The sequence below is a fragment of the Pseudomonas fluorescens genome, from assembly GCF_030344995.1.
In the GTDB taxonomy this organism is placed as follows: domain Bacteria; phylum Pseudomonadota; class Gammaproteobacteria; order Pseudomonadales; family Pseudomonadaceae; genus Aquipseudomonas; species Aquipseudomonas fluorescens_BF.
The window spans coordinates 2,299,980-2,326,535 of sequence record NZ_CP128260.1; the positions used below are offsets into that span (position 1 = coordinate 2,299,980).

General features: G+C 61.7%; 20 protein-coding genes and 1 other RNA gene. 13 read left to right on the forward strand and 8 right to left on the reverse strand.

What is annotated here, in order from left to right:
• Complete coding sequence (gene xdhB / locus QR290_RS10525; RefSeq protein WP_289204843.1) at positions 1-2,400, reverse strand: xanthine dehydrogenase molybdopterin binding subunit; 2,400 nt, start codon at positions 2,398-2,400, stop codon at positions 1-3.
• The gene (gene xdhA, locus QR290_RS10530) at positions 2,393-3,847 is read right to left on the reverse strand and encodes a xanthine dehydrogenase small subunit (RefSeq protein ID WP_289204844.1); all 1,455 of its coding nucleotides are present in this window, start codon (positions 3,845-3,847) and stop codon (positions 2,393-2,395) included. Before xdhA ends, xdhB begins: the two co-directional genes overlap by 8 nt.
• 266 nt (positions 3,848-4,113) lie before the next feature.
• Here xdhA and QR290_RS10535 point away from each other — a divergent pair, with 266 nt between their 5' ends.
• The 7 genes from QR290_RS10535 to QR290_RS10565 all read left to right on the forward strand — a co-directional run bounded on the left by QR290_RS10535 (position 4,114) and on the right by QR290_RS10565 (position 15,488).
• The gene (locus QR290_RS10535; RefSeq protein ID WP_007952019.1) at positions 4,114-4,773 is read left to right on the forward strand and encodes a GntR family transcriptional regulator; all 660 of its coding nucleotides are present in this window, start codon (positions 4,114-4,116) and stop codon (positions 4,771-4,773) included.
• Between the two features lie 2 nt (positions 4,774-4,775).
• Complete coding sequence (gene smc / locus QR290_RS10540; protein ID WP_273898383.1) at positions 4,776-8,264, forward strand: chromosome segregation protein SMC; 3,489 nt, start codon at positions 4,776-4,778, stop codon at positions 8,262-8,264.
• 259 nt (positions 8,265-8,523) lie between these two features.
• Entirely contained in the window at positions 8,524-9,390 is an 867-nt protein-coding gene (zipA, locus tag QR290_RS10545; RefSeq protein ID WP_115077147.1) for a cell division protein ZipA, read from the forward strand.
• 87 nt (positions 9,391-9,477) lie between these two features.
• Positions 9,478-11,835, forward strand: coding sequence for an NAD-dependent DNA ligase LigA (gene ligA / locus QR290_RS10550; protein ID WP_289204845.1), 2,358 nt, complete (start codon positions 9,478-9,480; stop codon positions 11,833-11,835).
• A gap of 92 nt (positions 11,836-11,927) precedes the next feature.
• On the forward strand, positions 11,928-13,094 hold the full coding sequence (locus tag QR290_RS10555; RefSeq protein ID WP_289204846.1) for a zinc-binding metallopeptidase family protein: 1,167 nt from the start codon (positions 11,928-11,930) through the stop codon (positions 13,092-13,094).
• A gap of 111 nt (positions 13,095-13,205) precedes the next feature.
• Positions 13,206-13,302, forward strand: an RNA gene (ffs, locus tag QR290_RS10560) — signal recognition particle sRNA small type.
• Positions 13,303-13,532: 230 nt separating this feature from the next.
• Positions 13,533-15,488 (forward strand): hypothetical protein, encoded by a 1,956-nt coding sequence (locus QR290_RS10565; protein ID WP_289204847.1) that lies wholly within the window; start codon positions 13,533-13,535, stop codon positions 15,486-15,488.
• A 9-nt stretch (positions 15,489-15,497) separates the two neighbouring features.
• On the opposite strand, the gene QR290_RS10570 is transcribed toward QR290_RS10565, so the two are convergent.
• The gene (locus QR290_RS10570) at positions 15,498-16,247 is read right to left on the reverse strand and encodes a substrate-binding periplasmic protein (protein WP_289204848.1); all 750 of its coding nucleotides are present in this window, start codon (positions 16,245-16,247) and stop codon (positions 15,498-15,500) included.
• A 145-nt stretch (positions 16,248-16,392) separates the two neighbouring features.
• On the opposite strand from QR290_RS10570, the gene dnaX reads away from it, so the two are divergent.
• From dnaX to QR290_RS10595, 5 genes are all read left to right on the forward strand, one after another.
• Positions 16,393-18,477 carry a DNA polymerase III subunit gamma/tau gene (dnaX, locus tag QR290_RS10575; protein ID WP_289204849.1) on the forward strand — a complete coding sequence of 695 codons (2,085 nt, stop codon included), beginning with the start codon at positions 16,393-16,395 and terminating at the stop codon, positions 18,475-18,477.
• Between the two features lie 67 nt (positions 18,478-18,544).
• On the forward strand, positions 18,545-18,883 hold the full coding sequence (locus QR290_RS10580) for a YbaB/EbfC family nucleoid-associated protein (protein ID WP_007951650.1): 339 nt from the start codon (positions 18,545-18,547) through the stop codon (positions 18,881-18,883).
• 262 nt (positions 18,884-19,145) lie between these two features.
• Complete coding sequence (locus tag QR290_RS10585) at positions 19,146-20,180, forward strand: NADP-dependent oxidoreductase (protein WP_289204850.1); 1,035 nt, start codon at positions 19,146-19,148, stop codon at positions 20,178-20,180.
• Positions 20,181-20,246: 66 nt separating this feature from the next.
• On the forward strand, positions 20,247-20,849 hold the full coding sequence (gene recR / locus QR290_RS10590) for a recombination mediator RecR (RefSeq protein ID WP_007951652.1): 603 nt from the start codon (positions 20,247-20,249) through the stop codon (positions 20,847-20,849).
• A 71-nt stretch (positions 20,850-20,920) separates the two neighbouring features.
• Positions 20,921-22,069, forward strand: coding sequence for an acyl-CoA dehydrogenase family protein (locus tag QR290_RS10595; RefSeq protein ID WP_289204851.1), 1,149 nt, complete (start codon positions 20,921-20,923; stop codon positions 22,067-22,069).
• A 127-nt stretch (positions 22,070-22,196) separates the two neighbouring features.
• Here the strand turns inward: QR290_RS10595 and QR290_RS10600 are convergent, their stop codons facing one another.
• Both QR290_RS10600 and fnr read right to left on the reverse strand, forming a co-directional pair.
• Positions 22,197-22,745, reverse strand: coding sequence for an adenine phosphoribosyltransferase (locus QR290_RS10600; RefSeq protein ID WP_003223345.1), 549 nt, complete (start codon positions 22,743-22,745; stop codon positions 22,197-22,199).
• 78 nt (positions 22,746-22,823) lie between these two features.
• On the reverse strand, positions 22,824-23,558 hold the full coding sequence (gene fnr, locus QR290_RS10605; RefSeq protein WP_289204852.1) for a fumarate/nitrate reduction transcriptional regulator Fnr: 735 nt from the start codon (positions 23,556-23,558) through the stop codon (positions 22,824-22,826).
• Positions 23,559-23,713: 155 nt separating this feature from the next.
• On the opposite strand from fnr, the gene QR290_RS10610 reads away from it, so the two are divergent.
• Entirely contained in the window at positions 23,714-24,196 is a 483-nt protein-coding gene (locus QR290_RS10610; RefSeq protein ID WP_115077155.1) for a hypothetical protein, read from the forward strand.
• Here the strand turns inward: QR290_RS10610 and hemN are convergent.
• The 3 genes from hemN to ccoS form a co-directional block, all read right to left on the reverse strand.
• Positions 24,193-25,575 (reverse strand): oxygen-independent coproporphyrinogen III oxidase, encoded by a 1,383-nt coding sequence (gene hemN, locus QR290_RS10615; protein ID WP_011333280.1) that lies wholly within the window; start codon positions 25,573-25,575, stop codon positions 24,193-24,195. The genes QR290_RS10610 and hemN overlap by 4 nt on opposite strands.
• 82 nt (positions 25,576-25,657) lie before the next feature.
• The gene (locus QR290_RS10620) at positions 25,658-26,341 is read right to left on the reverse strand and encodes a sulfite exporter TauE/SafE family protein (protein WP_289204853.1); all 684 of its coding nucleotides are present in this window, start codon (positions 26,339-26,341) and stop codon (positions 25,658-25,660) included.
• Entirely contained in the window at positions 26,334-26,546 is a 213-nt protein-coding gene (ccoS, locus tag QR290_RS10625; RefSeq protein WP_007951659.1) for a cbb3-type cytochrome oxidase assembly protein CcoS, read from the reverse strand. The genes QR290_RS10620 and ccoS overlap by 8 nt, the downstream gene beginning before the upstream one ends.
• Positions 26,547-26,556: the final 10 nt, after the last annotated feature.

The following is a 26,556-nucleotide window of genomic DNA, read 5'->3' on the forward strand; positions in this document are numbered from 1 at the left end:
TTAGAGCGGAGCCAACTCGGTTTCAGCTTCTACGGCTTTCACCGCCTTGAGCTGACGCATCTGCTCGCAACCCCACAACACCCGCTCCGGAGTCGCCGGGGCGTCGATCTTCGGTTGATGCCTGTAGTCGCCAAGGCTGGCCACCGCATCCTTGATCGCACACCACGCGGCGATGCCGAGCATGAACGGCGGCTCACCGACAGCCTTGGAGTGGAACACCGTGTCTTCCGGGTTCTTGCGGTTCTCCACCAGCTTCACCCGCAGGTCCAGCGGCATGTCCGCCACCGCCGGGATCTTGTAGCTGGCCGGGCCGTTGGTCATCAGCTTGCCCTTGTTGTTCCAGACCAATTCTTCCATGGTCAGCCAGCCCATGCCCTGGACGAAACCACCCTCGACCTGGCCGATGTCTATGGCCGGGTTCAGCGAGGCGCCGACGTCGTGGAGGATGTCGGTACGCAGCATCTTGTACTCGCCGGTCAGGGTGTCGACGATCACCTCGCAGCACGCCGCGCCGAAGGCGAAGTAGTAGAACGGCCGGCCACGGGCCTGGCTGCGGTCGTAGTAGATTTTCGGGGTCTTGTAGAACCCGGTGCTCGACAGCGAAACCTGATTGAAATACGCCAGCTGGATCAGCGCTTCGAAGGTCAGGATATGGTCACGAACCCGCACGTGGCCGTTGTGGAATTCCACGTCTTCTTCGCTGACCTTGTAGTGCCGCGCGGCGAATTCGACCAGGCGTTGCTTGATGATTTCTGCTGCGTTCTGCGCGGCTTTGCCGTTGAGGTCAGCGCCGCTGGATGCCGCCGTCGGCGAGGTGTTCGGCACTTTGTCGGTGTTGGTCGCGGTGATCTGCACGCGGTCCATTTCCACCTGGAACACTTCGGCCACGACCTGCGCAACCTTGGTGTTCAGGCCCTGTCCCATTTCCGTGCCGCCGTGGTTCAGATGGATGCTGCCGTCGGTGTAGACGTGCACCAAGGCACCGGCCTGGTTGAGGAAGCTGGCGGTGAAGGAAATGCCGAACTTCACCGGGGTCAGCGCCAGGCCTTTCTTCAGGATCGGGCTGTTGGCGTTGTAGCGACGGATCGCTTCGCGACGCTCGGCGTACTGGCTGCTTTCTTCCAGCTCGGCGGTCATCTCTTCGAGCATGTTGTGCTCGACGGTCTGGTAGTAATGGGTGACGTTGCGCTCGGTCTTGCCGTAGTAGTTGGCCTTGCGCACGGCCAGCGGATCGAGGTTCAGGTGACGAGCGATGGCGTCCATCACTTCTTCGATCGCGACCATCCCTTGCGGGCCGCCGAAACCACGATACGCGGTGTTCGACGCGGTGTTGGTCTTGCAGCGGTGGCCGTTGATGGTCGCATCGCCGAGGTAGTACGAGTTGTCCGAGTGGAACATCGCCCGGTCGACAATCGAGGCCGACAGGTCAGGCGAGCAGCCGCAGTTACCGGCCAGATCCATCGCGATGCCGTGCAAGCGCCCGGTGCTGTCGAAGCCGACGTCGTACTCGACGTAGAACGGGTGACGCTTGCCGGTCATCAGCATGTCTTCGACCCGTGGCAGGCGCATCTTGGTCGGCTGGCCGGTGAGGTGCGCGATCACTGCGCACAAGCAGGCCGGGCTGGCAGCCTGAGTTTCCTTGCCGCCAAAACCACCGCCCATGCGGCGCATGTCGACCACGATCTTGTTCATCGACACGTCGAGGACTTCGGCCACCAGTTTCTGCACTTCGGTGGGGTTCTGAGTGGAGCAGTAGACGATCATGCCGCCGTCTTCGGTCGGCATTACCGAGGAGATCTGTGTCTCCAGATAGAAGTGTTCCTGACCGCCGATGTGCAGCGTGCCTTGAATGCGATGCTCAGCCGTGGCCAAGGCATTGGCCGAATCGCCGCGCTGATGGGTGTGGCTGTCGAGCACGAAGTGGCGTTTGCGCAGGGCTTCGACCACGTCCAGCACCGGTTCAAGATCTTCGTATTCGATAATTGCGGCCATGGCGGCCTTGCGTGCGGTTTCCAGATCTTTTGCGGCCACGGCCAGCACCGGTTGACCGACGAATTGCACGTCATCGATAGCCAGCAGCGGATCGCCCGGCATCAACGGGCCGATGTCTTTCAGACCCGGTACGTCTTCGTGGGTGATGGCAATGCGTACGCCTTCGAAGGCGTAGCAGGGCTTGGTGTCGATGCTGATGATTTTTGCGTGGGCGCGATCCGACAGCCGCGCGTAAACGTGCAACTGATTGGGGAATTCCAGGCGGTCATCGATGTACTGCGCTTCACCGGACACATGCTTGGCGGCGCTGTCGTGCTTGACGCTGCGGCCGACGCCGGTGGTCAGGTCCCTGGCGAACAATTCAGCCAGTTCAGCTTGAGTTTTCTCTACGCCGTGATGGTTAGACATAAGCGGTCACCCGAGTCTCGATGTGCGGTGTTTGCAGTTCGATGAAGTATTTGCGCAGCAGGTTCTGCGCGCTGAGCAGGCGGTATTCCTTGCTGGCGCGGAAGTCCGAGAGCGGGGTGAAATCCTCGCCCAGCGCGGTGCAGGCGCGTTCGACCACAGCATTGTTGAACGGCTGACCGAGCAGCACGGCTTCACAATGAGCGGCGCGTTTCGGGATCGCGGCCATGCCGCCGAAGGCGACGCGGGCGTCGGTGATCACGCCGTTCTCGACGCGCAGATTGAACGCGGCGCAGACGGCGGAGATGTCGTCGTCCAGACGCTTGGAGACTTTATAGGCGCGGAAGCGCTGCTCAGCCGTGGCGCGTGGGACGATGATCTTCTCGATGAACTCGCTTTCCTGACGTGCGGTAACTCGGTAATCGATGAAGTAATCCTCGAGGGCCAGCGTGCGGCGGGTCTCGCCCTTGCACAGCACGATCTGCGCGCCGAGGGCAATCAGCAGCGGTGGCGAGTCACCGATCGGCGAGGCGTTGCCGATGTTGCCGCCCAAAGTGCCTTGGTTGCGGATCTGCAGGGAGGCGAAGCGGTGCAGCAGTTCGCCGAAGTCCGGGTACTCGGCGTTCAGCGCTTCGTAGCAGTCGGAGAGGGCGGTGGCGGCGCCGATTTCGATGCGATCCTCGAAGTGCTCGATGCGCTTCATTTCGGCGACGTTGCCGACGTAGATCATCACCGGCAGGGTGCGGTGGAACTGCGTGACTTCCAGCGCCAGATCGGTGCCGCCAGCCAGCAGTCGGGCTTGTGGATAAGCGTCGTAAAGATCGGCCAGATCGGCCACGGTCAGCGGCACCAGGCAGCGTTTGTCGCCGCTGTTGAGTTCGCCGATCGATGTCGGGGCAATGGCTTTGAGGCGGGAGATGGTTTCCGCTTCGCGGGCGTCGAACTGGTCAGGCTGCTTGCTGCAGCAGGATTGCTCGGCAGCGGCCAAAATCGGCCGGTAGCCGGTGCAGCGGCAAAGGTTGCCGGCCAGCGCTTCGTGGGCCTTGGCATGATCCGGTGCATCGCTGTTCTTTTGCAGGGCGAACAGCGACATCACGAAACCGGGTGTGCAAAAACCGCACTGCGAACCGTGGCACTCGACCATGGCTTTCTGCACGCTGTGCAGTTCGCCTTTGTGCTTGAGGTCTTCGACGCTGATGAGTTGTTTGCCGTGCAGCGACGAAACGAACGTCAGGCACGAGTTGAGGCTGCGATAGCGAATGTGCTCGCGGCCATCGTCATCCGTCTGTAACTCGCCGACCACCACCGTACAGGCGCCGCAGTCACCGCTGGCGCAGCCTTCTTTGGTGCCGGATTTACCCACGTGTTCGCGCAGGTAGTTGAGCACAGTCAGGTTCGGGTCCAGGGCGTGCTCGCTACGGAGTTCCTGGTTAAGTAAAAACTGGATCACGGAAGGCCTCGCAGACTCATTATTGTTGTTGAGCGACTTGAGCCGAATTTAGCAGGTCTGACTTTTCGGTCAATGGTTTTCTGACTTAAAGGTCAGGAAAAACCGTTTTGTCGCTCAACCACGTGTCTCTTCAGTATTGACCCTCATTGGATCAAGCGCTTTTTTGCGGGATTCGTGCCAAAAACCGCTGTGCGGGCACTCCGCCATGACCGCGCATTGCGCTACACTGCGCCGCTTGTGCAGATCGAAGAGTTTGAAGGACAACCATGACGTTCAAGGCGCCGGACAGCCTCGCCGAGCAAATCGCTCACCACCTCGCCGAACGGATCATTCGCGGCGAAATGAAGCCGGGAGAGCGCATCCAGGAACAGAAGGTCACGCTGGCGCTGAACGTCAGCCGCGGCTCGGTCCGCGAAGCCTTGCTGATCCTCGAGCGCCGTCACCTGATCGCGATCCTGCCGCGCCGCGGCGCCCACGTCACCGAGCTGACGGCGCACAAGGTGCAGAGCCTGTGCACGCTGATGAGCGAGCTGTACATCCTGCTCGGTAACGCAGTGGCCAATGGCTGGCAAGTCCAGTCCGACATGGCGCCGTTCGTGCAGATCCAGCAGCGCCTGACCGCCAGCTACGAGCGTCAGGACATCCGCACCTTCGTCGACGACAGTTTCAATGTGATGCGCGCCGCGTACCCGTTCGCCAACAACCCGTACCTGCAAGAAACGGTGGAAAACCTGCAACCGGCCATGAGCCGCGCGTACTTCCTCGCGCTTGAACAGCGCAAGGCCGAGATGAGCGAGTTCCTCGAACTGTTCGAACGCCTGCTCGCCGCCGTCCTCGCCCGTGACCTGCCGCAGATCCGCATCGTGCTGACGGCTTACGCCCAGCGCAGCTGCGATCTGGTGGTGTCCGCCCTGACGGTTGCCTGACCTTGCGGCTCAAGTGCATCAAGCTGGCGGGGTTCAAATCCTTCGTCGACCCGACCACAGTGAACTTCCCAAGCAACATGGCGGCCGTCGTCGGGCCGAACGGTTGCGGCAAGTCGAACATCATCGACGCCGTGCGCTGGGTGATGGGCGAAAGCTCGGCCAAGAACCTGCGCGGCGAGTCGATGACCGACGTCATCTTCAACGGCTCGACCAGCCGCAAACCGGTGAGCCAGGCAAGCATCGAGCTGGTGTTCGACAACTCCGACGGCACGCTGCTGGGCGAGTGGGCGGCGTACGCGGAAATTTCGATCCGCCGCAAAGTGACCCGCGACAGCCAGACGACTTATTACCTCAACGGCGCCAAATGCCGTCGCCGCGACATCACCGACATCTTCCTCGGCACCGGCCTCGGCCCGCGCAGCTACTCGATCATCGAGCAGGGGATGATCTCCAAGCTGATCGAGTCCAAGCCCGAAGACCTGCGTAACTTCATCGAAGAAGCCGCCGGCATCTCCAAGTACAAGGAGCGCCGGCGCGAGACCGAAAACCGCATCCGCCGCACCCACGAAAACCTTGCCCGTCTGACTGACCTGCGCGAAGAGCTCGAACGCCAGCTGGAACGCCTGCACCGTCAGGCCGAGGCCGCCAAGAAGTATCAGGAATACAAGGCCGAAGAACGCCAGCTCAAGGCGCAACTGTCGGCCCTGCGCTGGCAGGATCTGAACGATCAGGTCGGTCAGCGCGAATCGATCATCGGCAACCAGGAAATCAGCTTCGAAGCGCTGGTCGCCGAGCAACGCAACGCCGACGCAGCGATTGAACGCCTGCGCGATGGTCACCATGACCTGTCCGAGCGCTTCAATCTGGTGCAGGGGCGCTTCTATTCGGTCGGCGGCGACATCGCCCGGGTCGAGCAGAGCATCCAGCACGGTCAACAGCGTTTGCGTCAGTTGCAGGACGACTTGAAGGAGGCCGAGCGCGCACGACTCGAAACCGAATCGCACCTGGGCCACGACCGCACGTTGCTGCTGACCCTCGGTGAAGAACTCGATCAACTGACTCCCGAGCAGGAAATCACCAACGCCGCCGCCGAAGAAGCCGCTGCTGCGCTGGAAGATTCCGAAACCGTCATGCACGGTTGGCAGGAGCAGTGGGACGCCTTCAACCTGACCGCCGCCGAACCCCGTCGTCAGGCTGAAGTGCAGCAGTCGCGCATCCAGCAGCTGGAAACCAGCATGGAGCGTCTGGCCGATCGGCAAAAACGTCTGGGCGAAGAGCGCGCGCTGCTGTCGGCCGATCCGGAAGACGCGGCGATCATGGAACTCAGCGAGCAGCTCGCCGAGTCCGAAGCGACCCTTGAAGATTTGCAGACCAGCGAAGAAGCCCAGGTCGAAAAGCTTGAGCAACTGCGCCAGGAATTGCAGCAGGCGTTGACTGCGCAGCAACAGGCGCAGGGCGATTTGCAGCGCCTCAATGGTCGCCTCGCATCGCTGGAAGCCTTGCAGCAGGCCGCGCTCGATCCGGGCACCGGCACCGCCGAATGGTTGAAGGAACACAACCTCGCCGAGCGTCCGCGTCTGGCCGAAGGCCTGAAGGTCGAGGCCGGTTGGGAGCTGGCGGTGGAAACCGTGCTCGGTGCCGACCTGCAAGCGGTGCTGGTGGATGATTTCGACGGCTTCGATCTGTCCGGTTTTGCCCAGGGCGATCTGCGTTTGCTCAGCCCCGGCAACGATGGCGTGCGCGTGGCCGGCAGCCTGCTGGACAAGGTCGAGGCACAGGTTGATTTGTCGCCTTGGCTCGCTCAGGTCAAACCGGTCGACAGCCTTGAACAGGCGCTGACCCTGCGCGGCCAACTGGCTGCCGGGCAGAGCCTGATCAGCCGCGACGGTTACTGGGTCGGCCGGCATTTCCTGCGGGTACGCCGCGCCAGCGAAGCCGAAAGCGGCATGCTTGCGCGCGGGCAGGAAATCGAATCGCTGCATGCTGAACGCGAAGAGCGCGAAGCCACGGTCGAGGCCATGGAAACCCGTTTGCAGACCCTGCGCGCGCAACAGCGTCAGCAGGAAAACGGCCGCGAACATTTACGGCGCTTGCTGCAAGACGAAGCCCGTCAGCAGGGCGAATTGAAAGCTCAGCTGTCCGCCGGCAAAGCCAAGGCCGAGCAGTTGAACCTGCGTCGCACCCGCCTCGACGAAGAGCTGGTCGAACTCGCTGAACAGCGCGAACTGGAACACGAAAACATCGGCGAAGCGCGGATCCAGTTGCAGGACGCCCTCGACGCCATGGCCCTCGATACCGAACAGCGCGAATTGCTGTTGGCCCAGCGCGACAGCCTGCGCGAACGGCTGGATCGCGTGCGTCAGGAAGCCCGCCAGCACAAGGATCACGCGCATCAATTGGCCGTGCGCCTGGGGTCGCTGCGGGCACAGCATGATTCGACGCGTCAGGCCCTTGAACGTCTGGAAATGCAGGCCGAGCGCCTGACTGAAAAACGTGAACAGCTCAGCTTGAATCTGGAAGAGGGCGAGGCACCGCTGGAAGAGCTGCGTCTGAAACTCGAAGAGTTGCTCGACAAGCGCATGAGCGTCGACGACGAACTCAAGACCGCGCAGATAGCGTTGGAAGACGCCGACCGCGAACTGCGCGACGCGGAAAAACGCCGGACCCAGGCCGAGCAGCAATCGCAATTGATCCGTGGCCAGCTCGAACAGCAACGCATGGAATGGCAGGCCCTGACCGTGCGCCGCAAGGCTCTGCAGGATCAACTGCTGGAAGACGGCTACGATCTGCACGGCGTGCTCAACACCCTGACCGCCGAGGCCAGCGAGAAGGCTGCCGAAGAAGAACTTGAACGCATCGCCGCGCGCATTCAGCGCCTGGGCGCGATCAACCTCGCGGCGATCGACGAATACACGCAACAATCCGAGCGTAAACGGTATCTGGATGCTCAGGACGCCGATCTGGTCGAAGCGCTGGAGACCTTGGAAAACGTCATCCGCAAGATCGACAAGGAAACCCGTAACCGTTTCAAAGATACCTTTGATCAGATCAATGGCGGTTTACAGGCACTTTTCCCAAAAGTTTTCGGTGGTGGACGGGCGTATTTGGAACTGACGGGCGAAGATCTACTCGATACAGGGGTGACGATCATGGCGCAGCCGCCCGGGAAGAAGAACAGCACCATCCATTTGCTTTCCGGCGGCGAAAAAGCCCTGACGGCACTGGCACTGGTTTTTGCGATCTTCAAGTTGAATCCGGCGCCGTTCTGCATGCTCGATGAAGTTGACGCACCACTGGATGACGCTAACGTTGGACGCTACGCACGATTGGTCAAAGAGATGTCGCAGACCGTGCAGTTCATCTATATCACCCACAACAAGATCGCCATGGAAATGGCTGACCAGTTGATGGGTGTGACGATGCACGAGCCGGGTTGTTCGCGACTGGTAGCCGTGGATGTCGAGGAGGCGATGGCGATGGTGGATGCCTGAGCCGGCGCGTGTCGGAAAAGGTATTTGTAGTCTGTAGGACATATTTACCGACTTCGACTTGCTGGCCAATCGACATAATCGCGCAAGCCAATGAGACAGACGGTGTAAAGTTGTCTTTGGTCGTGCTAGTTTAATGTCAATTTTTCGTATACGTGGGCAAAACGCCTGTCAGAACATAGAGTTGGCGCCACGTTTTAAAGCGGTTTGCACAGTGTAAACCCCTTATTTTTCAGCATTTTTTATAGAGGCACGGGATTACATGGAAATCGGTCTGCGCGAGTGGCTGATCGTCATCGGCATCATTGTGATAGCCGGTATTCTTTTCGATGGCTGGCGCCGTATGCGCGGCGGCAAGGGAAAACTGAAATTCCGTCTTGACCGAAGTCTGTCCAACCTGCCGGACGAGGACACCAGCGCCGAGCTGTTGGGCCCGGCCCGCGTGCTGGATACCCATAAAGAGCCGCAACTGGACGAACACGATCTGCCATCGGTGAGCATGCCGGCCCGCGAACCACGCGAGCCTCGTGAATCCGGTTCCAAGCGCGGCAAGCGTGGCAACAACGGTCCGGCGCAGGGCGACCTGAACCTCGATCTGGATCTGGACGGCGGCCCGAGCTTCAGCAGCCGCGACGATGATTTCGTCGAGCCTGCCGTCAAGTCGTCGCCGGCCGTGGCCGATAAAGATCAGCCGCAAGCCGAAGAAGTGCTGGTGATCAGCGTGATCTGCCGCGATCCGGCCGGCTTCAAGGGCCCGGCACTGCTGCAGAACATTCTGGAAAGCGGTCTGCGTTTCGGCGAGATGGATATCTTCCACCGCCACGAAAGCATGGCCGGCAACGGCGAAGTGCTGTTCTCCATGGCCAACGCGGTCAAGCCGGGCATCTTCGATCTGGACGACATCGACCATTTCAGCACCCCGGCGGTGAGCTTCTTCCTCGGCCTGCCAGGCCCGCGTCATCCGAAGCAGGCCTTCGACGTGATGGTCGCGGCAGCCCGCAAGCTGTCCCAAGAACTGAACGGCGAGTTGAAAGATGACCAGCGCAGCGTCCTGACCGCGCAGACCATCGAGCACTACCGTCAGCGCATCGTCGAATTCGAACGTCGCGCCCTGACCCAGAAGCGTTGATTGAAAAGGTTGCCTCGCAATAAAGGGGCAATCGGCAAAATAGATTGAGCAGCCTCGGCTGCTCTTTTGCTTTATGAGAGAACACCCATGACTGCCGCCAAAGACCGCATTCTAGAGCTGCGCGCTGAACTCGATCAGCACAACTACCGTTACCACGTCCTCGATGAGCCGAGCATTCCGGATGCCGAGTACGACCGGTTGTTCCACGAGCTCAAGGCGCTGGAAGCGGCCAACCCGGAACTGATCACCAGCGACTCGCCGACACAACGCGTCGGCAGCGTGGCGCTGACCGCGTTCACCCAAGTGCGTCACGAAGTGCCGATGCTCAGCCTCGGCAACGCCTTCGAAGAAACCGACATGCGCGAATTCGACCGGCGGGTGACCGAAGGTCTGGACCTGCCGGCCGGTGATCTGTTCGGCGGTGGCGCGGCGGTGGAATACAGCTGCGAGCCGAAACTCGATGGCCTGGCGGTCAGCCTGCTGTATCAGGACGGCGTGCTGGTGCGCGGCGCCACGCGCGGCGACGGCACCACCGGTGAAGACATCAGCGTCAACGTGCGCACCGTGCGCAACATTCCGCTGAAGCTGCACGGAGAAGGCTGGCCGGCGACCCTGGAAGTGCGCGGCGAAGTGTTCATGTCCAAGGCCGGTTTCGAACGCCTCAACGCCTCGCAACTGGAAGTCGGCGGCAAGACCTTCGCCAACCCGCGCAACGCCGCCGCCGGCAGCCTGCGTCAGCTGGATTCGAAGATCACCGCCAACCGTCCGCTGGAATTCTGCTGCTACGGCATCGGCCAGGTCTCTCACGATATTTCCGACACCCACATCGGCAACCTCAAGCAACTGCAAGCCTGGGGCATGCCGATCAGCCACGAATTGAAACTGGCCAAGGGCATCGGCGAATGCCTGGACTACTACCGCGATATCGGCGAGCGCCGTAATTCGCTGGCCTATGAAATCGACGGCGTGGTGTTCAAGGTCAACAGCATTGCCGACCAGCGCGAACTGGGCTTCCGCGCCCGTGAACCGCGCTGGGCCATCGCGCACAAATTCCCGGCCATGGAAGAACTCACCGAACTGCTCGACGTGGAATTCCAGGTGGGCCGCACCGGTGCCGTCACGCCTGTGGCGCGGTTGAAACCGGTCAAGGTCGCCGGCGTCACCGTGGCCAACGCCACGCTGCACAACATGGACGAAGTTGCCCGGTTGGGCCTGATGATTGGCGACACGGTGATCATCCGCCGCGCCGGTGACGTGATCCCGCAAGTGGTGCAAGTGGTCATGGAGCGTCGCCCTGAGGACGCGCGGCCGGTGCAGATTCCCGAGAGCTGCCCGGTCTGCGGCTCCCACGTCGAGCGCACGCAACTGGTCAAGCGCAGCAAGGGCAAGGAAACCATCAGCGAAGGCGCGGTGTATCGCTGCGTTGGCCGACTGGCCTGCGGTGCACAGCTCAAGCAGGCGATCATTCACTTCGTTTCCCGCCGGGCGATGGATATCGAAGGCCTTGGTGACAAGAGCGTCGAGCAATTGGTCGATGAAGGTCTGGTCAGTTCGCCGGCTGATCTTTACGCGTTGAAGTTCGAGGATATCGTCGATCTGGAAGGCTTCGCCGAAGTGTCGAGCAACAAGTTGCTGGCTGCGATTGAAGACAGCAAGAAGCCGGGTCTGGCGCGCTTCATCTATGCGCTGGGCATCCCGGATGTCGGCGAGGAGACAGCCAAGGTGCTGGCGCGTTCGCTGGGGTCGCTGGAGCGTGTTCAGCAAGCCTTGCCGCAAGTGCTGACGTACCTGCCGGACATCGGCCTGGAAGTGGCGTACGAGATTCACAGCTTCTTCGAAGATGCGCACAACCAGCAGGTGATTACCGAGCTGCTGGGCCATGGCTTGCAGATTCAGGATCAGGGCGAGCTGGGTGCCGAGTTTGCCGCCAGCACCACGCTGGGTGGCTTCCTCGACAAGCTGCACATTCCTTCGGTCGGGCCGGGCGGGGCGCAGAAGCTGGCGGACAAGTTCGAATCGCTGGAAGGGGTGATGAACGCGGACTGGCTGGACATGCGCCAGGCATTGCCGGAGAAACAGGCCAACTCGGTTCGCGAGTTTTTTGCCTTGCCCGAACATCGGCAACTGGCTGAAGACGCCGAGAAACAACTGCGCGATTTCGGCATGCACTGGCGGAGCGAAAAGAAAGTCGTCGAAGGCCTGCCGCTGGCCGGCGAAACCTGGGTGCTGACCGGCAAAGTCGAGCTGATGAGCCGCGACGTCGCCAAGGAACACCTGGAAAGCCTCGGCGCCAAGGTCGCGGGCTCCGTGTCGGCCAAGACCCATTGTGTGGTGGCCGGGCCGGGCGCCGGGTCGAAACTGACCAAGGCCAACGAACTGGGCGTGAAGGTCATGGATGAAGAGGCGTTCATCGCGTTCCTGAAAGGGCACGGTATCAGCGCCTGACTGATCGACAGGTGATCGTTCCCACGCTCCGCGTGGGAACGATCTTTGGGCGGGAATGATCTAGTCTTGGCAAGCCCAAGGGAGAGATCGCCATGTACCGCTTTTTCGAGCAACTCAGTTCCCGCATCGTCGCGCCGTTCATGGGCGAATCTTCGCGCAACAGCAAAGTCTGGCCGTGCCGTTGCGGCCAATCGCTGTTCTTTCGCAACAGCCAGTGCCTGGCCTGCAACGCGGCGCTGGGTTATCAACCGGAGCACAGTCGGCTGACGTCGCTGCAACCGGGGCCGCAAGAGGGCACCTGGACGCTGGACGCCGACCCCGAGGCCGGGCTGTTCCGGCGCTGCGCCAATCTCGACACTCCGGCGGCCTGCAACTGGCTGCTGCCCGCCAGCGATCACAACACCCTGTGCGCGGCCTGCGATCTGAATCGCACCATTCCCGATCTGTCCGTCCCGGAAAACCCCGAGCGCTGGCGCAAGGTGGAAATCGCCAAGCGCCGACTGGTGGCGCAACTGATCAGCCTCGGTCTGCCGGTCGTCCCGAAAACCGTCGACGAAGCCACCGGCCTGGCCTTTGATTTCATCGGCGTCGATCTGCAAGGCAACGCGCCCATGACCGGCCACGCCAACGGCCTGATCACCCTCGACATCGCAGAAGCCGACGACGCCCACCGCGAGCAGGTCAGGGCGCAGATGCACGAACCCTATCGCACGTTGCTCGGGCATTTTCGCCATGAGGTCGGGCATTACTACTGGGATCGCCTGATCGACAACGGCCCGTGGCTCGGTTCATTCCGCAACCTGTTCGGCGATGAGCGCGCCAGTTATGCCGAGGCGCTGGAGCGGCATTATCAGCAGGGCGCACCGGCGGACTGGGCGCAGCATTACGTCAGCGCCTACGCCACCATGCACCCGTGGGAAGACTGGGCGGAAACCTGGGCCCATTACCTGCACATGATGGACGCGGTGGATACCGCGCTGGGTTTCGGTATGAGCGCCCGGGAGATGGACCTCGATTACCAGCCGTTTCCGTCGAGCACGCTGTACGACCCCGAACATCCCGGCGGCGCGGCGTTCCTGTCGTTCGTCAACGCATGGATCGAACTGGCCGGCATGCTCAACGAACTGTCGCGCAGCATGGGCCAGCCGGATTTCTATCCCTTCGTCCTGCCGCCGGCGGCGATCGCCAAGCTGCACTTCATTCATCTGGTGATCCAGCAGGAGGGTGGCCGCGCAGACGAAGTACTTCAAGCGCAATAGCAAGTGCTTGAAGCCCTTCATATTTTTAATCTTCAACCAGCGGTTGTAACTTCGTCTCAGATAGGTACAATGGCGCGGCTCGCCGACAGGCGAGTGTCGTTATGGTGACCCTATCGGTCCCCCCGCAACGATTACCCGTGAACCTGGTCAGAGCCGGAAGGCAGCAGCCACAGCGGGAACATTGTGTGCCGGGGTGTGGCTGGTAGGGTTACCACCTTAACGAACATCGAACGAGTCAACACCGAACTGCATGGGTTTCGCCCACTGCGGTTTTTTTATGCCTGCGATTTGGCGGTTCGTACCCAAACCTCATGCTCTCGAGTGCGCCGACACGGGGTAATCATTTCCCCTGCAATCGCGCATACTCGCAGCCACCGAAATAAATGAAGAGTCTGGCCGGGATCGACCTTAGGGTTTGTGCCCTGGTCGCGAGGTTTTATGCTCCCGGAACATTCCGATTTATCCAGCCCTGTGTTCTTGCCCGTTACGGATGAAACCTGCGCGAACCTGTTGCAGACCGGTGGCGCAAAAGCGCTCGAAAGCCTGACCGATCCGGAATTGGCGGCGGTGCTGGTCATCCAGAATCTGGTGCAGACGAAAGAGCAGGATCTCGGCGCCGTGGCGGCAGAGAAAATTCTGGCAAAGCTCTTGTCCTGGGCTGCCGAAAAACGTCAGTCAGCGACGGCGAGTCTGCTGTCGGAGGCTCAGCGACTGTTCGACCCGCGCAAACTGTATTTCGGCCTGAAGGTCCTTAACCCTCTGAACCTGCGTTTTCTGTTGGCCGAAGAAATATCGGCACGCGATTACCTATTGCCCGATGGCCAGTGGGATTTCGAATACAAAGTCCGGCGCCATCGCAGCCATGACCCGTTCAGCCAGCCGATAGTGACGCCCCGTTACCGCGAGCGCTGGTTGAGCCCGGCACAGGACAAACTGGTCAGAACCTTCCGCGCGAATCTGGACGAAGACCTGCACGTTCAAGGCTACGCGGGGATCGGCAAAAGCCATCTGCTGGTCGCCTTGCTGGAGCATCTGCGCCCGGAAAAGACCCTGTTACTGGCGCGTACCCCGGCCAAGCTCGAAGTTCTTCGCCAGCGCATGGTGGGGCCGAGCGAGAAGAAGGCCGGCAAGACCTTCCTGGCGTTTGCGCAGTCGCTGATGCTCGGTCGCAGGCCTCAGGCGGAGGGAGGGCGGATCCCGACCCGACAGGCGCTGGCGCAGGAGCTGAATATTTTCGGTTTTCGCCATCACGACGGGCAGGCGACCCTTGAGCTTTGCCTCAAAGTGATCGAGCGCTACTGCCGTTTCCGCGATCACACCTTTTCCGCAAAGCATCTGCCGCACTTCAACCAGCCGCTCTCCAGCGTGGACGCTCAGGTGTTGCTGGAGTACTCGAGCCGGGTGTGGGGCTTTCTCGAACTCAATCCGGCGTGGGGCAGCCAGACCGGCTTCGAAGCTCTATTGATGATCAAGCGGGCCTGCATCGCCGGCTGCGTGGTACCGGCGCGCTACACGCACGTGCTGATCGACGAGAGCCAGGACATTCCCGGATCGCTGTTGCAGATCATCGAACGTGGTCGTCAGGTGCTGATCACCCTCGGCGACGAGTACCAACAGGCCAGCGGCGTGCCGGTCAAACGGCACCGTGAGGTGCGCCAAAGCGATATCAGCTATTCCGTGCGCTCGGGTCGCAACGTCGAACGGCTGGTCAATCCGCTGATCGCCCGGCATTCGCAGAAGGGCAAGATCCCGTTCGAAGGCGCCAGCGATGCTGACGTCGTTATCAAGGAGTACCCGGAAGGCTTCGTGCCATCCGAAGGTTGTGTGGTGCTGACGGCATCGCCGTGGGACACGATGATCTGGGCCATCCACTTGCACGATTCCAACTGCAAATTCAGATTCCCGGACAAGCGCACCCAGGACGAACTCAAGCATTTCATGGCCACCGCCATCGAGTTGTTCAAACCGGATTTCTACCGTTCCGAATTCAGCGAAAACGGCGTGCATCCGTACTTCAGCGATCTGCCTGACTGGCAAGCCGTGTGTGACGCCAACCGGTTCGACGAGTCGTTTCTGCGGGTCAGGGCCAAGCTGGAAAACGGCTTCATGATTGCCGACCTGACGCGCCTGAACCGAATGATCGACAACGCCGGCAACGGCTGCCTGTTGATGCTCGCGGAAGAGGCGGGGGGCATGGAGTTCGACAAGGTCCTGCTGACGCCGGGGTTGCTGACCAACGAGAAATTCAAGGACGCCTACGCGTTCGATCAGCGGATCTGCGCCGTGTACATTGCCATCTCCCGCGCCAGGCTGAGGCTTTACGTGCCGTACGATGTGGTGGCGTGGGTCGAGTATCACGAGTACCAGCAATTTCGTGATACGGCGGGGCATTGAGGGTCTGGCTCACGGTTCGCCGCCCGACCCACCGGTATACAACCGGATAATGTCATCAATCTCCCCCGACATTTTCATCCGCAGCAACGTCCTCAATATCCGCTGCACCGGCACATTCGGGTCATTGCGCACATAGCAGCCGATCTTCTGCTCCTGCAGCACCGCCACCGCTTGCAGTTGTTGCCCCGGCAGCAGGCGCTGGTTGAACCAGTCCAAGGTCCATTGATTGCTGACGGCGTAGCGGTAACGGCCGGCCAGCAGTTTGTCGAGCACCTGCTCCTGATTGCGCGCGTCCTCGCGCCATAACCGGTCAGCGTCGAATATGGGTTGCAGCGTGGGGTAGCTGTAGCCGAGCACGGTGCCGATCGACTGGCGGGGCAGGTGGGCCGGATCGGCGCTGGTTGGTTGATCCTGACGGCTGATCAGCAGGTCGCGCTGGAAGAACAGCGGGATGCTCCAGATGTAATCCCCGGACAGGTTCGGCAGCCACGATTGTGCGGCATAGCAGCGCACGTCGACTTCGCCGTGTTCCATGGCGTTCTGCACCCGGGCGCGGGGCAGGACGTGAAATTGCGCCGGCACGCCGACCTGAGTCGCCAGGCTGAGCATCATGTCGTAGAGGATGCCCTGGGTCGGGCGGCCGCGTTCGATCTGCACCATCGGCATCGCCCAGCTGTCGGCGACGACGAAGCGCAGCGGCGGTTGCGACGCCATCGCGCTCAGGCTCAATCCCAGTAATGCCCCCACGGCCCACCGCATAAACGCTCCGGTAATTCCCGATCCCGAGCCGACAAAAGCCCTCGCTCATGCAGCTTAGCCAGAATAGACGAGCACACCGGATGCAATTTTGCCCTTGCTCCGCTAGCATTAGCCGCTTCTGCTTCCTTTGCCGCGACGGTTTTCGATGAGTTATCAGGTTCTTGCACGTAAATGGCGTCCGCGCTCGTTCCGCGAAATGGTCGGCCAGACCCATGTGCTCAAGGCTCTGATCAATGCCTTGGACAGCCAGCGCCTGCACCACGCCTACCTGTTCACCGGTACGCGGGGCGTCGGCAAGACCACGATTGCGCGGATCATCGCCAAATGCCTGAACTGTGAAACAGGTATCACTTCAAGCCCGTGCGGCGAGTGTTCGGTGTGCCGCGAGATCGATGAAGGTCGTTTCGTCGACCTGATCGAGATCGACGCCGCGAGCCGGACCAAGGTCGAGGACACCCGCGAGCTGCTCGACAACGTGCAGTACGCCCCGAGCCGCGGGCGCTTCAAGGTCTACCTGATCGACGAAGTGCACATGCTCTCCAGCCATTCCTTCAATGCGCTGCTGAAGACCCTCGAAGAGCCGCCGCCCTACGTCAAGTTCATCCTGGCGACCACCGACCCGCAGAAACTTCCGGCAACGATTTTGTCGCGATGCCTGCAGTTCTCCCTGAAGAACATGACGCCTGAGCGGGTGGTCGAGCATCTGACCCACGTTCTGGGCGCCGAAAACGTACCGTTCGAAGACGACGCCCTGTGGCTGCTCGGCCGCGCAGCCGACGGTTCGATGCGTGACGCCATGAGCCTGACCGATCAGGCCATCGCCTTCGGTGAAGGCAAGGTGCTGGCCGCCGACGTGCGGGCGATGCTCGGTACGCTGGATCACGGCCAGGTTTACGACGTGCTGCATGCGCTGATCGAAGGCGATGCCAAGGCATTGCTCGAAGCCGTGCGTCATCTGGCCGAACAGGGCCCGGACTGGAACGGCGTGCTCTCGGAAATTCTCAACGTGCTGCACCGCGTCGCCATCGCCCAGGCCTTGCCGGAAGGTGTCGACAACGGCCACGGCGACCGTGACCGGGTGTTGGCGCTGGCCCAGGCCTTGCCGGCCGAAGACGTGCAGTTCTATTACCAGATGGGCCTGATCGGTCGCCGCGACTTGCCGCTGGCGCCGGACCCGCGAGGCGGTTTCGAAATGGTCCTGCTGCGGATGCTGGCCTTCCGGCCGGCAGACACGGCGGACGCCCCGAGGCAACCGCTAAAGCCAGTGGGGATCAGCCAGGCCACAGTTGATTCCGCAAACTCAGTGGCTGCCGCGCCGAAACCTGCGCCGGTAGTTGCTGCGGCTGTTGCGCCCGCGCCCGCGCCGGTGGTTGCACCTGCGCCGGCTCCCGAGCCTGCACCGGCTGCCCCGGTGATTGCGCCTGATCCCGTTCCTGAGCCAGAGCCCGAGCCGGTCGCCGACGAAGAAGTCGTCGACCTGCCGTGGAACGACCCGGTAGAGCCAGCGCCTGTGCAGCAGCCAGCCGTCGAGCCTGTACTGGAAACCACCGCCGAACAACCTGATTTGCCACCGATGCCGCTGCCGACCCCGGACAGCGTCGTGCCGGACGCCCCGGAATGGGCCGCCGCGCCGATCCCCGAACCGTCGGTCGCCGAAGTCGATGCCGCCACACCGGGCATGGACATGGACGACGAGCCGCCGCTCGATGAGGACTACATCGAGCCGGACATGGATTCGGCCTACAGTTACCTCGACGATCTGGCCAGTGAACACGCCGCAGAACCGGCCCCTGAACCCGAGCCGGAACCTGCCGCCGCGCCGGCCACCGGTCTGGCCCTGCAATGGCTGGAGCTGTTCCCGCAACTGCCGATTTCGGGCATGACCGGTAGCATCGCCGCCAACTGCACGCTGATCGCGGTCGATGGCGACAACTGGCTGATGCACCTGGACCCGGCCCACAGCGCCTTGTTCAACGCCACTCAGCAGCGTCGTCTGAACGATGCGCTGAACCAGTTCCATGGGCGCACGCTGACCCTGACCATCGAGCTGATCAAGCCCGAGCAGGAAACCCCGGCCCAGGCCGCGTCCCGGCGCCGTGCCAACCGTCAGCGCGAGGCGGAGGAATCGATCCACGGTGATCCGTTCATCCAGCAGATGGTGCAGCAGTTCGGTGCGGTCGTGCGACACGATACTATTGAACCTGTCGACGCCCTGGTCAGTCAGGGCTAATAACTGAGGGCGTCCGGCCTGTATGGCCGGGCGCTGTTTTGATCCAAGTACTTTTGAGGTGATTCCCATGATGAAAGGTGGCATGGCCGGCCTGATGAAGCAGGCGCAGCAGATGCAGGAAAAAATGGCCAAGATGCAGGAAGAACTGGCCAACGCCGAAGTCACCGGCAAAGCCGGTGGCGATCTGGTCACCGTGGTAATGACCGGTCGTCATGACGTGAAAAAAGTCAGCATTGACCCGAGCGTACTGCCGGGCCTGGATGAAGACGATCGCGAAGTGGTCGAGGATCTGGTGGCCGCTGCCGTCAACGCCGCTGTGCGTCAGATCGAAGCCAACAGCCAGGCGAAAATGGGCAGCATGACCGCTGGCATGAACCTGCCGGCCGGTATGAAACTGCCGTTCTGATTCGCCATCCGGCGACAGATGAGCTACACAAAATGCCAGGCAGTGCGCCTGGCATTTTTGTTTCTGGCCGGTAGAGATGTGTTGGCTGTAATGACGCCTTCGCGAGCAAGCCCGCTCCCACATGGGATTGCATTTCAAATGTGGGAGCGGGCTTGCTCGCGAAAGCGTCAACACGATTTGCCGGAATAAACATCGAACACCCCACCGCCCCAAGGGTCTGCTTCCTATACCCTCGAATTCATCATTCAAAGGAGACGCTGACATGTCCGACCCTCTGACCCTCAACCAACGCTTCGTCCTGGCCTCGCGGCCGGTGGGCGCGCCGACGCCCGAGAACTTCCGTCTGGAGCGCGAGGCGCTGCCGGACCTTGAAGACGGCCAGGTGTTGCTCAAGACCCTGTACCTGTCGCTCGATCCCTACATGCGCGGGCGCATGAGTGACGCGCCGTCCTACGCGGCGCCGGTACAAATCGGCGAGGTCATGACCGGCGGCGCTGTCAGCCGGGTCGAACAGTCGCGTCATCCGAAATTCCACCCCGGCGATCTGGTCGTCGGTGCCACGGGTTGGCAAAGCCACAGCATCAGCGATGGCCGCAACATCATCCCGATTCCGTCCGGCCTGCCGAGCCCGTCGATGGCCCTCGGCGTGCTGGGCATGCCCGGCATGACCGCCTACATGGGCCTGATGGACATCGGCCAGCCGAAAGAGGGCGAAACCCTGGTGGTCGCCGCCGCTTCCGGCGCAGTGGGCTCGGTGGTCGGCCAGGTAGCGAAGATCAAAGGCCTGCGCGCCGTTGGCGTGGCCGGTGGTGCCGAGAAGTGCAAATACGTGGTCGAGGAGCTGGGCTTCGACGCCTGCATCGATCACAAGGCACCGGACTTCGCCGAGCAACTGGCCAAGGCCTGTCCCAATGGCATCGACATCTATTACGAAAACGTCGGTGGCCATGTCTTCGATGCGGTCGTCCCGCTGCTCAATCCCAAGGCGCGGATCCCGCTGTGCGGCCTGATCGCCGGCTACAACGCCTCGGAAGCGCCGAAAGGCCCGGATCGTTTGCCCGCCTTGCAACGCACCTTGCTGACCAAGCGCGTACGGATTCAGGGCTTCATCGTGTTCGACGACTACGGCGACCGTCAGCCGGAATTCATCAGCGCGATGGTGCCGTGGGTGCGCGACGGCAAGGTCAAATTCCGCGAGGACGTGGTGGAGGGCCTGGAGCAGGCGCCGCAGGCGTTTATCGGGCTGCTGGAGGGGCGCAACTTCGGCAAACTGGTGGTGAAGGTTGCACAGGACTGAGGATTTGACGCTGGCCGGAGGCGCGGGTATAAACCGCGTCTCGTTGTTTTGTCGGACTTTTTCCCCATGAGCTTCAGCCCATTGATTCGCCAACTGATCGACGCCCTGCGAACTTTGCCGGGCGTGGGTCAGAAAACTGCCCAGCGTATGGCGTTGCAGTTGCTCGAACGTGACCGCAGTGGCGGTACGCGCCTGGCCCAGGCCTTGAGCCAGGCCATGGAAGGGGTCGGGCACTGCCGCCAGTGCCGCACGCTGACCGAGGACGATCTGTGCCCGCAATGCGCCGACACCCGCCGCGACGACACGCTGTTGTGCGTGGTGGAAGGGCCGATGGATGTCTACGCGGTCGAGCAGACCGGATTCCGTGGCCGTTACTTCGTGCTCAAGGGGCACCTGTCGCCGCTGGACGGCCTGGGCCCGGAAGCCATCGGCATTCCGCAACTGATGGCGCGGATCGAAGAGGCGGGCACCTTCACCGAAGTCATCCTTGCCACCAACCCGACCGTGGAAGGCGAAGCGACGGCGCACTACATCGCCCAGTTGCTGCAGAACAAAGGTTTGATCGCCTCGCGCATCGCCCATGGCGTGCCGTTGGGCGGCGAACTGGAGTTGGTGGACGGCGGCACGCTGGCTCACTCGTTTGCCGGGCGCAAGCCGATTTCCCTCTGAGCCACACAATCCGGTTGAAAACCAAGCAAGCGCTCGGTTAAGTTCGGCGAACCCTTCCATGGAGTTCGCCGATGCCCGCCTTCCAGGAATACTTCGACCCCAGCCACCAAATGGTCCGCGACAGCGTCAGACGTTTCGTCGAACGCGAGATCCTGCCAGACATCGATGCGTGGGAAGAAGCCGAAAGCTTCCCCCGTGAGCTGTACCTCAAGGCCGGTGCGGCCGGCATCCTCGGCATCGGTTATCCCGAAGCGCTGGGTGGCAGTCACGAAGGTGATCTGTTCGCCAAGATCGCCGCCAGCGAAGAACTGATGCGCTGCGGCTCCGGCGGGCTGGTGGCCGGGCTTGGCTCGCTCGATATCGGTTTGCCGCCGATCGTCAAATGGGCCCGGCCCGAAGTCCGTGACCGCGTCGTCCCCCAAGTGCTCAGCGGCGAGAAAATCAGCGCCTTGGCCGTCACCGAACCGGGCGGCGGTTCCGACGTCGCCAACCTGCAGACCCGCGCCGTACGCGACGGCGACCATTACCGGGTCAGCGGCAGCAAAACCTTTATCACCAGTGGCGTGCGCGCCGATTACTACACCGTCGCGGTGCGCACCGGTGCGCCCGGTTTTGGCGGCATCAGCCTGCTGTTGATCGAGAAGGGCACTCCGGGTTTCACCGTCGGCCGGCAGCTTAAGAAAATGGGCTGGTGGGCGTCGGACACCGCTGAATTGTTCTTCGACGATTGCCGGGTGCCTGTGGGAAACCTGATCGGCGCTGAAAACATGGGTTTTGCCTGCATCATGGGCAACTTCCAGAGCGAACGTCTGGCGTTGGCGCTGATGGCCAACATGACCGCGCAACTGGCGCTGGAAGAAAGCCTGAAGTGGGCGAAGGACCGTGAAGCGTTCGGCAAACCCATCGGCAAGTTTCAGGTGATCAAGCATCGCCTCGCGGAAATGGCCACGGCGCTGGAAGTCTCGCGGGAGTTCACCTACCGGCAGGCGGCGAAGATGGCGGCGGGGCAGAGCGTGATCAAGGAAATCTCCATGGCCAAGAACTTCGCCACGGACACCTCGGACCGCATCACCAACGAGGCGGTGCAGATTCTTGGCGGGCTGGGTTATATGCGCGAAAGCCTGGTGGAGCGGCTGTACCGGGATAACCGCATCTTGTCGATTGGCGGCGGGACGCGGGAAGTGATGAACGAGATCATCAGCAAGCAGATGGGGCTTTAGATTTTGGGGTGACGCTGGTGGCCCTTTCGCGAGCAAGCCCGCTCCCACATTTGATCGTGTTCCATCAGGGGAATGCGGTCGAATGTGGGAGCGGGCTTGCTCGCGAAGGCGTAATGGCAGGCGCCGCTTACTTGTCAGTCAGGGCAAACTGCGTCAGGCAGAACGTCGGAATCCCCATGTCCTCAAGACGCTGCGAACCACCCAGCTCCGGCAGATCGATGATCGCCGCCGCTTCGTGAACACGGGCGCCCATGCGGCGGATCAGGTTGGCCGCTGCGATCAGCGTGCCGCCGGTGGCGATCAGGTCATCGAACATCACCACCGAATCGCCTTCACACAGGCTGTCGGCGTGCACTTCGAGGAACGCTTCGCCGTACTCGGTCGCGTAACCTTCAGCCAGCACGTCCGCCGGCAGTTTGCCTTGCTTGCGGAACAGCACCAGCGGCTTGTTCAACTGATAGGCCAGCACCGAACCGATCAGGAAACCGCGCGCATCCATCGCGCCGATGTGGGTGAAGTCGGCTTCCACGTAACGGTGGGCGAAGCTGTCCATCACCAGACGCAGGGCCTTGGGCGACTGGAACAGCGGGGTGATGTCGCGAAAGATCACGCCCGGTTTCGGGAAGTCGATCACGGGGCGGATCAGGGATTTGATGTCGAAGGAGTCGAAGACCATCGTCGAGGTGTCCTGGCAGGGCTGCAAACGGCGCAGTATACCCGCGGCTGAAACGATACGCTCGGCCGCGGGTCGAGATCAGACTTCGAGCGAGCCGCCGGCCAGGGCGCAGAGCTGGATCGGGTCGAGGATATGGATTTCCTTGCCCTCGGCGGCGATCAGTTCGTTTTGCTGGAAGCGGGTGAAGACCCGGGACACGGTTTCCACCGCCAGCCCCAGGTAGTTGCCGATTTCATTGCGCGACATGCTCAGGCGGAACTGGTTGGCCGAGAAGCCGCGAGCGCGGAAACGCGCCGACAGGTTGACCAGAAACGTGGCGATGCGCTCGTCGGCGGTTTTCTTGGACAGCAGCAACATCATTTGCTGGTCGTCGCGGATTTCCCGGCTCATCACGCGCATCAACTGACGGCGCAACTGCGGCAATTGCAGGGCGAGGTCGTCGAGGCGTTCGAACGGAATCTCGCAGACCGAAGTGGTTTCCAGCGCTTGGGCCGAAACCGGGTGTTTCTCGGTGTCCATGCCGGACAGCCCGACCAGTTCGCTCGGAAGGTGGAAACCGGTCAGTTGCTCTTCGCCGGTGTCGCTCAGGCTGAAGGTCTTCAGGGCGCCGGAGCGTACTGCATAAACGGAATCGAAAGTGTCGCCCTGACGGAACAGGAACTCACCCTTTTTCAACGGGCGGCCACGTTTAACGATTTCGTCCAGCGCATCCATGTCTTCCAGATTCAGCGAAAGTGGCAGGCAGAGAGGGGCCAGGCTGCAATCCTTGCAATTAGCCTGGTTGTGAGCGCGCAGTTTAACTGGCTCGGACATTTCTTAAATCCTTGTGGGAAAACACACATAAGGCGTAAGGGTAACCCAGCGGAGGACATTCAGGCCAGTCTGTGGCGAGATTGCCCCCACGGCATAAAGCCGCAGGGATGACGGCCGATAAACAGGTATCTGACGGTATGCAAGGAACCGCTACGATGACTGCTATTGGTACGCTGACCCCCGGTAACAGTGGCGTTGCGTCGTTGCTGGAAAGTGCTGAAACCTCCGTTGACGATGAGTCCGGCACAGACGCGGCGTCTTTGGGAAGCCCGACCTTGGTCGAGGGCGTCAAAGTGTCGCTGTCCGGTGCCGCCATTGCAAAATCCGCCGGTTACGGCGGGAAAAACCGCGATATCGAAGAAAGCGGCCTGCCGGAGAACGTCCAGCAATTGCTGAAGATGATTCGCAAGTTTCGCCAGCAGATCGCCGAGAAGAACGCCCAGATCAACGCGCTGATGGCCAACAAGACTCTCTCCAACGAAGAGCGCTTCGCCAAGATTGCTGCGCTCAAAGGCGCCATCTCCGCCCTCAATAACGGCCTGATTACTGCCAATCTGTCCCTGGCCAAAGTCATCGACCAATCGGGTCTGACCGCTGACCAGAACCTGAAAACCAACTCGCTGCTGATGAAGAGCTAAATCACCCGCGAGAAACGCTGGCGGTTTTGCTGTTCCAGGTAGGCGTCGAACACCATGCACACCGAACGCACCAGCAGGCGCCCGGCCGGCAGCACGGTGATGCGCTCGCGATCCAGTTCGATCAGCCCGTCCTGTGCCATGCCCTGCAATTGCGGCCAGAGCGCGCCGAAGTAACCCTGAAAATCGATATTGAAGCTGCGCTCGATCTCGGCGAAATCCAGGCTGAAATTGCAGATCAGTTGCTGGATCACCGCCCGGCGCAAGCGATCGTCAGCGTTGCACACCAGACCTCGGCTGGTGGCGAGTTGCGCGCCAGCGAGGGTGTTCTGGTAGTGATTGAGATCGCTGCTGTTCTGGCAGTAAAGATCGCCGATCTGGCTGATGGCCGACACGCCCAGGCCGATCAGGTCGCAATGACCGTGGGTGGTGTAGCCCTGGAAATTGCGTTGCAGGGTCGATTCTTCCTGAGCAATCGCCAGTTCATCGTCGGGCAGGGCGAAGTGGTCCATGCCGATGTAGCGGTAACCGGCGGCGGTCAGTTGTTCGATGGTGCGCTGGAGCATTTCCAGTTTCTGCGCAGGGCTCGGCAGTTCGTTGCCGTTGATTCGCCGTTGCGGCATGAAGCGTTCCGGCAGGTGCGCGTAGTTGAAAACCGAGAGCCGGTCCGGTTGCAGGCTGATAACTTCCTCGACGGTGCGGGCGAAATTGTCCGGGGTCTGCTTGGGCAGGCCGTAGATCAAATCGATGTTGATCGAGCGAAATTGCAGGGTCCGCGCCGCGTCGATCACCGCACGGGTTTCTTCCAGGCTTTGCAGGCGATTGACCGCTCGTTGCACCGCCGGATCGAGATCCTGCAGGCCGATACTGACCCGGTTGAAGCCCAGTTCGCGCAACAGGCCCATGGTCGACCAGTCGGCTTCGCGCGGATCGATCTCGATGCCGTAATCGCCGGAGTCATCGTCCAGCAGATTGAAATGCTTGCGCAGGTGCGCCATCAACTGGCGCAACTCATCGTGGCTGAGAAAGGTCGGCGTACCGCCGCCGAAGTGCAGTTGCTCGACTTTCTGCGCCGGGTCGAGGTGGCAGGCGATCAGCTGGATTTCCTGCTCGAGCCGTTGCAGGTACGGCAACGCGCGGCCGCGATCCTTGGTGATGACCTTGTTGCAAGCGCAGTAGTAGCAGATGTTCGCGCAGAACGGCACGTGCACATACAGCGACAACGGGCGCAGGGCCTTGCGGCTGTCGCGCAGGGCGTGGAACAGGTCGAAGGTGCCGACCTGACTGTGAAATTGCACGGCCGTCGGGTACGAGGTGTAGCGCGGCCCCGCCAGGTCGTAGCGGCGGATCAAATCGGTGTCCCAACGAATGGCGTCGAGCATGCGGGCATTCCCCCGGATAGGCTGGCAGTGTGCCGAGTCTAGGGGAGGGCACAAAAAGGCGTCTTGATTTGCATCAACGGGATCAGTGGCCCATCAGCCAGTGCTGGTGCGGCCCCGGCAGGGTCCAGATGCCGAACAGGATCACCAGCAGACCGCCGGCCATGCGCACGCTGCGTTTGCGCAACAGCGCCGTCACTCGTTCGGCCGCGAGGCCTGTCGCGAGTAAAACCGGCCAGGTGCCGAGCCCGAAAGCGAGCATCAGCAAGGCGCTGTCGAGTGCATTACCCTGACTGGCCGACCACAACAGCGTGCTGTAAACCAGCCCGCACGGCAGCCAGCCCCACAGTGCGCCGAGCAGTAAAGCGCGAGACAGGCTCGACACCGGCAGCAAGCGATTGGCGACAGGCTGAATGTAGCGCCACAGTCCGCGACCCAGGCTTTCGATGCGGGTCAGGCCGCTCCACCAGCCCGCCAGATACAGGCCCATGGCGATCAGCAGCAACCCGGCGAGCACGCGCATGAACAACGCCGCAGGGCTGTTGGCCACGGCCCATCCCGCCAGTCCGATCAGCAGTCCCGCCGTGGCATAACTGAGGATTCGCCCAAGGTTATAGGCCAGCAGCAATCGAAAGCGTCGGCTGCGTTGTTCCTTGGGAATCGCCAGGGTCAGCGCGCCCATCAGACCGCCGCACATGCCCAGGCAATGCCCGCCGCCGAGCAGGCCGAGAATCAACGCAGACACCAGCAGCGGCGCCAGTTCAAGCATGGGGTGGCGCCTTGTCGTCCGGTTTGGCCGGGTTGGCTTCGTCCACTGCGGCGGTGTGGTTCGGGTCCTGGTCGTCGAACAGGATGCTGTGGGCCGGGCCGTCGAGGTCGTCGTACTGGCCGCTGTCCACCGCCCAGAAGAAGATGTAGACGGCGATGGCCACGATCAGCAGCGCGGCCGGAATCATCACGTAGAGAGCTGGCATCTGTACTCCA

What these genes read in the sequence shown, in the direction of transcription:
- zipA (WP_115077147.1), top strand. Translation starts at nt 8,524, where the DNA reads ATGGAAATCGGTCTGCGCGAGTGGCTGATCGTCATCGGCATCATTGTG.
- QR290_RS10595 (WP_289204851.1), top strand. Translation starts at nt 20,921, where the DNA reads ATGCCCGCCTTCCAGGAATACTTCGACCCCAGCCACCAAATGGTCCGC.
- recR (WP_007951652.1), top strand. Translation starts at nt 20,247, where the DNA reads ATGAGCTTCAGCCCATTGATTCGCCAACTGATCGACGCCCTGCGAACT.
- QR290_RS10610 (WP_115077155.1), top strand. Translation starts at nt 23,714, where the DNA reads ATGACTGCTATTGGTACGCTGACCCCCGGTAACAGTGGCGTTGCGTCG.
- ccoS (WP_007951659.1), bottom strand. Translation starts at nt 26,546, where the DNA reads ATGCCAGCTCTCTACGTGATGATTCCGGCCGCGCTGCTGATCGTGGCC.
- QR290_RS10535 (WP_007952019.1), top strand. Translation starts at nt 4,114, where the DNA reads ATGACGTTCAAGGCGCCGGACAGCCTCGCCGAGCAAATCGCTCACCAC.
- ligA (WP_289204845.1), top strand. Translation starts at nt 9,478, where the DNA reads ATGACTGCCGCCAAAGACCGCATTCTAGAGCTGCGCGCTGAACTCGAT.
- fnr (WP_289204852.1), bottom strand. Translation starts at nt 23,558, where the DNA reads ATGTCCGAGCCAGTTAAACTGCGCGCTCACAACCAGGCTAATTGCAAG.
- QR290_RS10570 (WP_289204848.1), bottom strand. Translation starts at nt 16,247, where the DNA reads ATGCGGTGGGCCGTGGGGGCATTACTGGGATTGAGCCTGAGCGCGATG.
- QR290_RS10620 (WP_289204853.1), bottom strand. Translation starts at nt 26,341, where the DNA reads ATGCTTGAACTGGCGCCGCTGCTGGTGTCTGCGTTGATTCTCGGCCTG.
- QR290_RS10585 (WP_289204850.1), top strand. Translation starts at nt 19,146, where the DNA reads ATGTCCGACCCTCTGACCCTCAACCAACGCTTCGTCCTGGCCTCGCGG.
- QR290_RS10600 (WP_003223345.1), bottom strand. Translation starts at nt 22,745, where the DNA reads ATGGTCTTCGACTCCTTCGACATCAAATCCCTGATCCGCCCCGTGATC.
- dnaX (WP_289204849.1), top strand. Translation starts at nt 16,393, where the DNA reads ATGAGTTATCAGGTTCTTGCACGTAAATGGCGTCCGCGCTCGTTCCGC.
- QR290_RS10565 (WP_289204847.1), top strand. Translation starts at nt 13,533, where the DNA reads ATGCTCCCGGAACATTCCGATTTATCCAGCCCTGTGTTCTTGCCCGTT.
- hemN (WP_011333280.1), bottom strand. Translation starts at nt 25,575, where the DNA reads ATGCTCGACGCCATTCGTTGGGACACCGATTTGATCCGCCGCTACGAC.
- QR290_RS10580 (WP_007951650.1), top strand. Translation starts at nt 18,545, where the DNA reads ATGATGAAAGGTGGCATGGCCGGCCTGATGAAGCAGGCGCAGCAGATG.
- QR290_RS10555 (WP_289204846.1), top strand. Translation starts at nt 11,928, where the DNA reads ATGTACCGCTTTTTCGAGCAACTCAGTTCCCGCATCGTCGCGCCGTTC.
- xdhB (WP_289204843.1), bottom strand. Translation starts at nt 2,400, where the DNA reads ATGTCTAACCATCACGGCGTAGAGAAAACTCAAGCTGAACTGGCTGAA.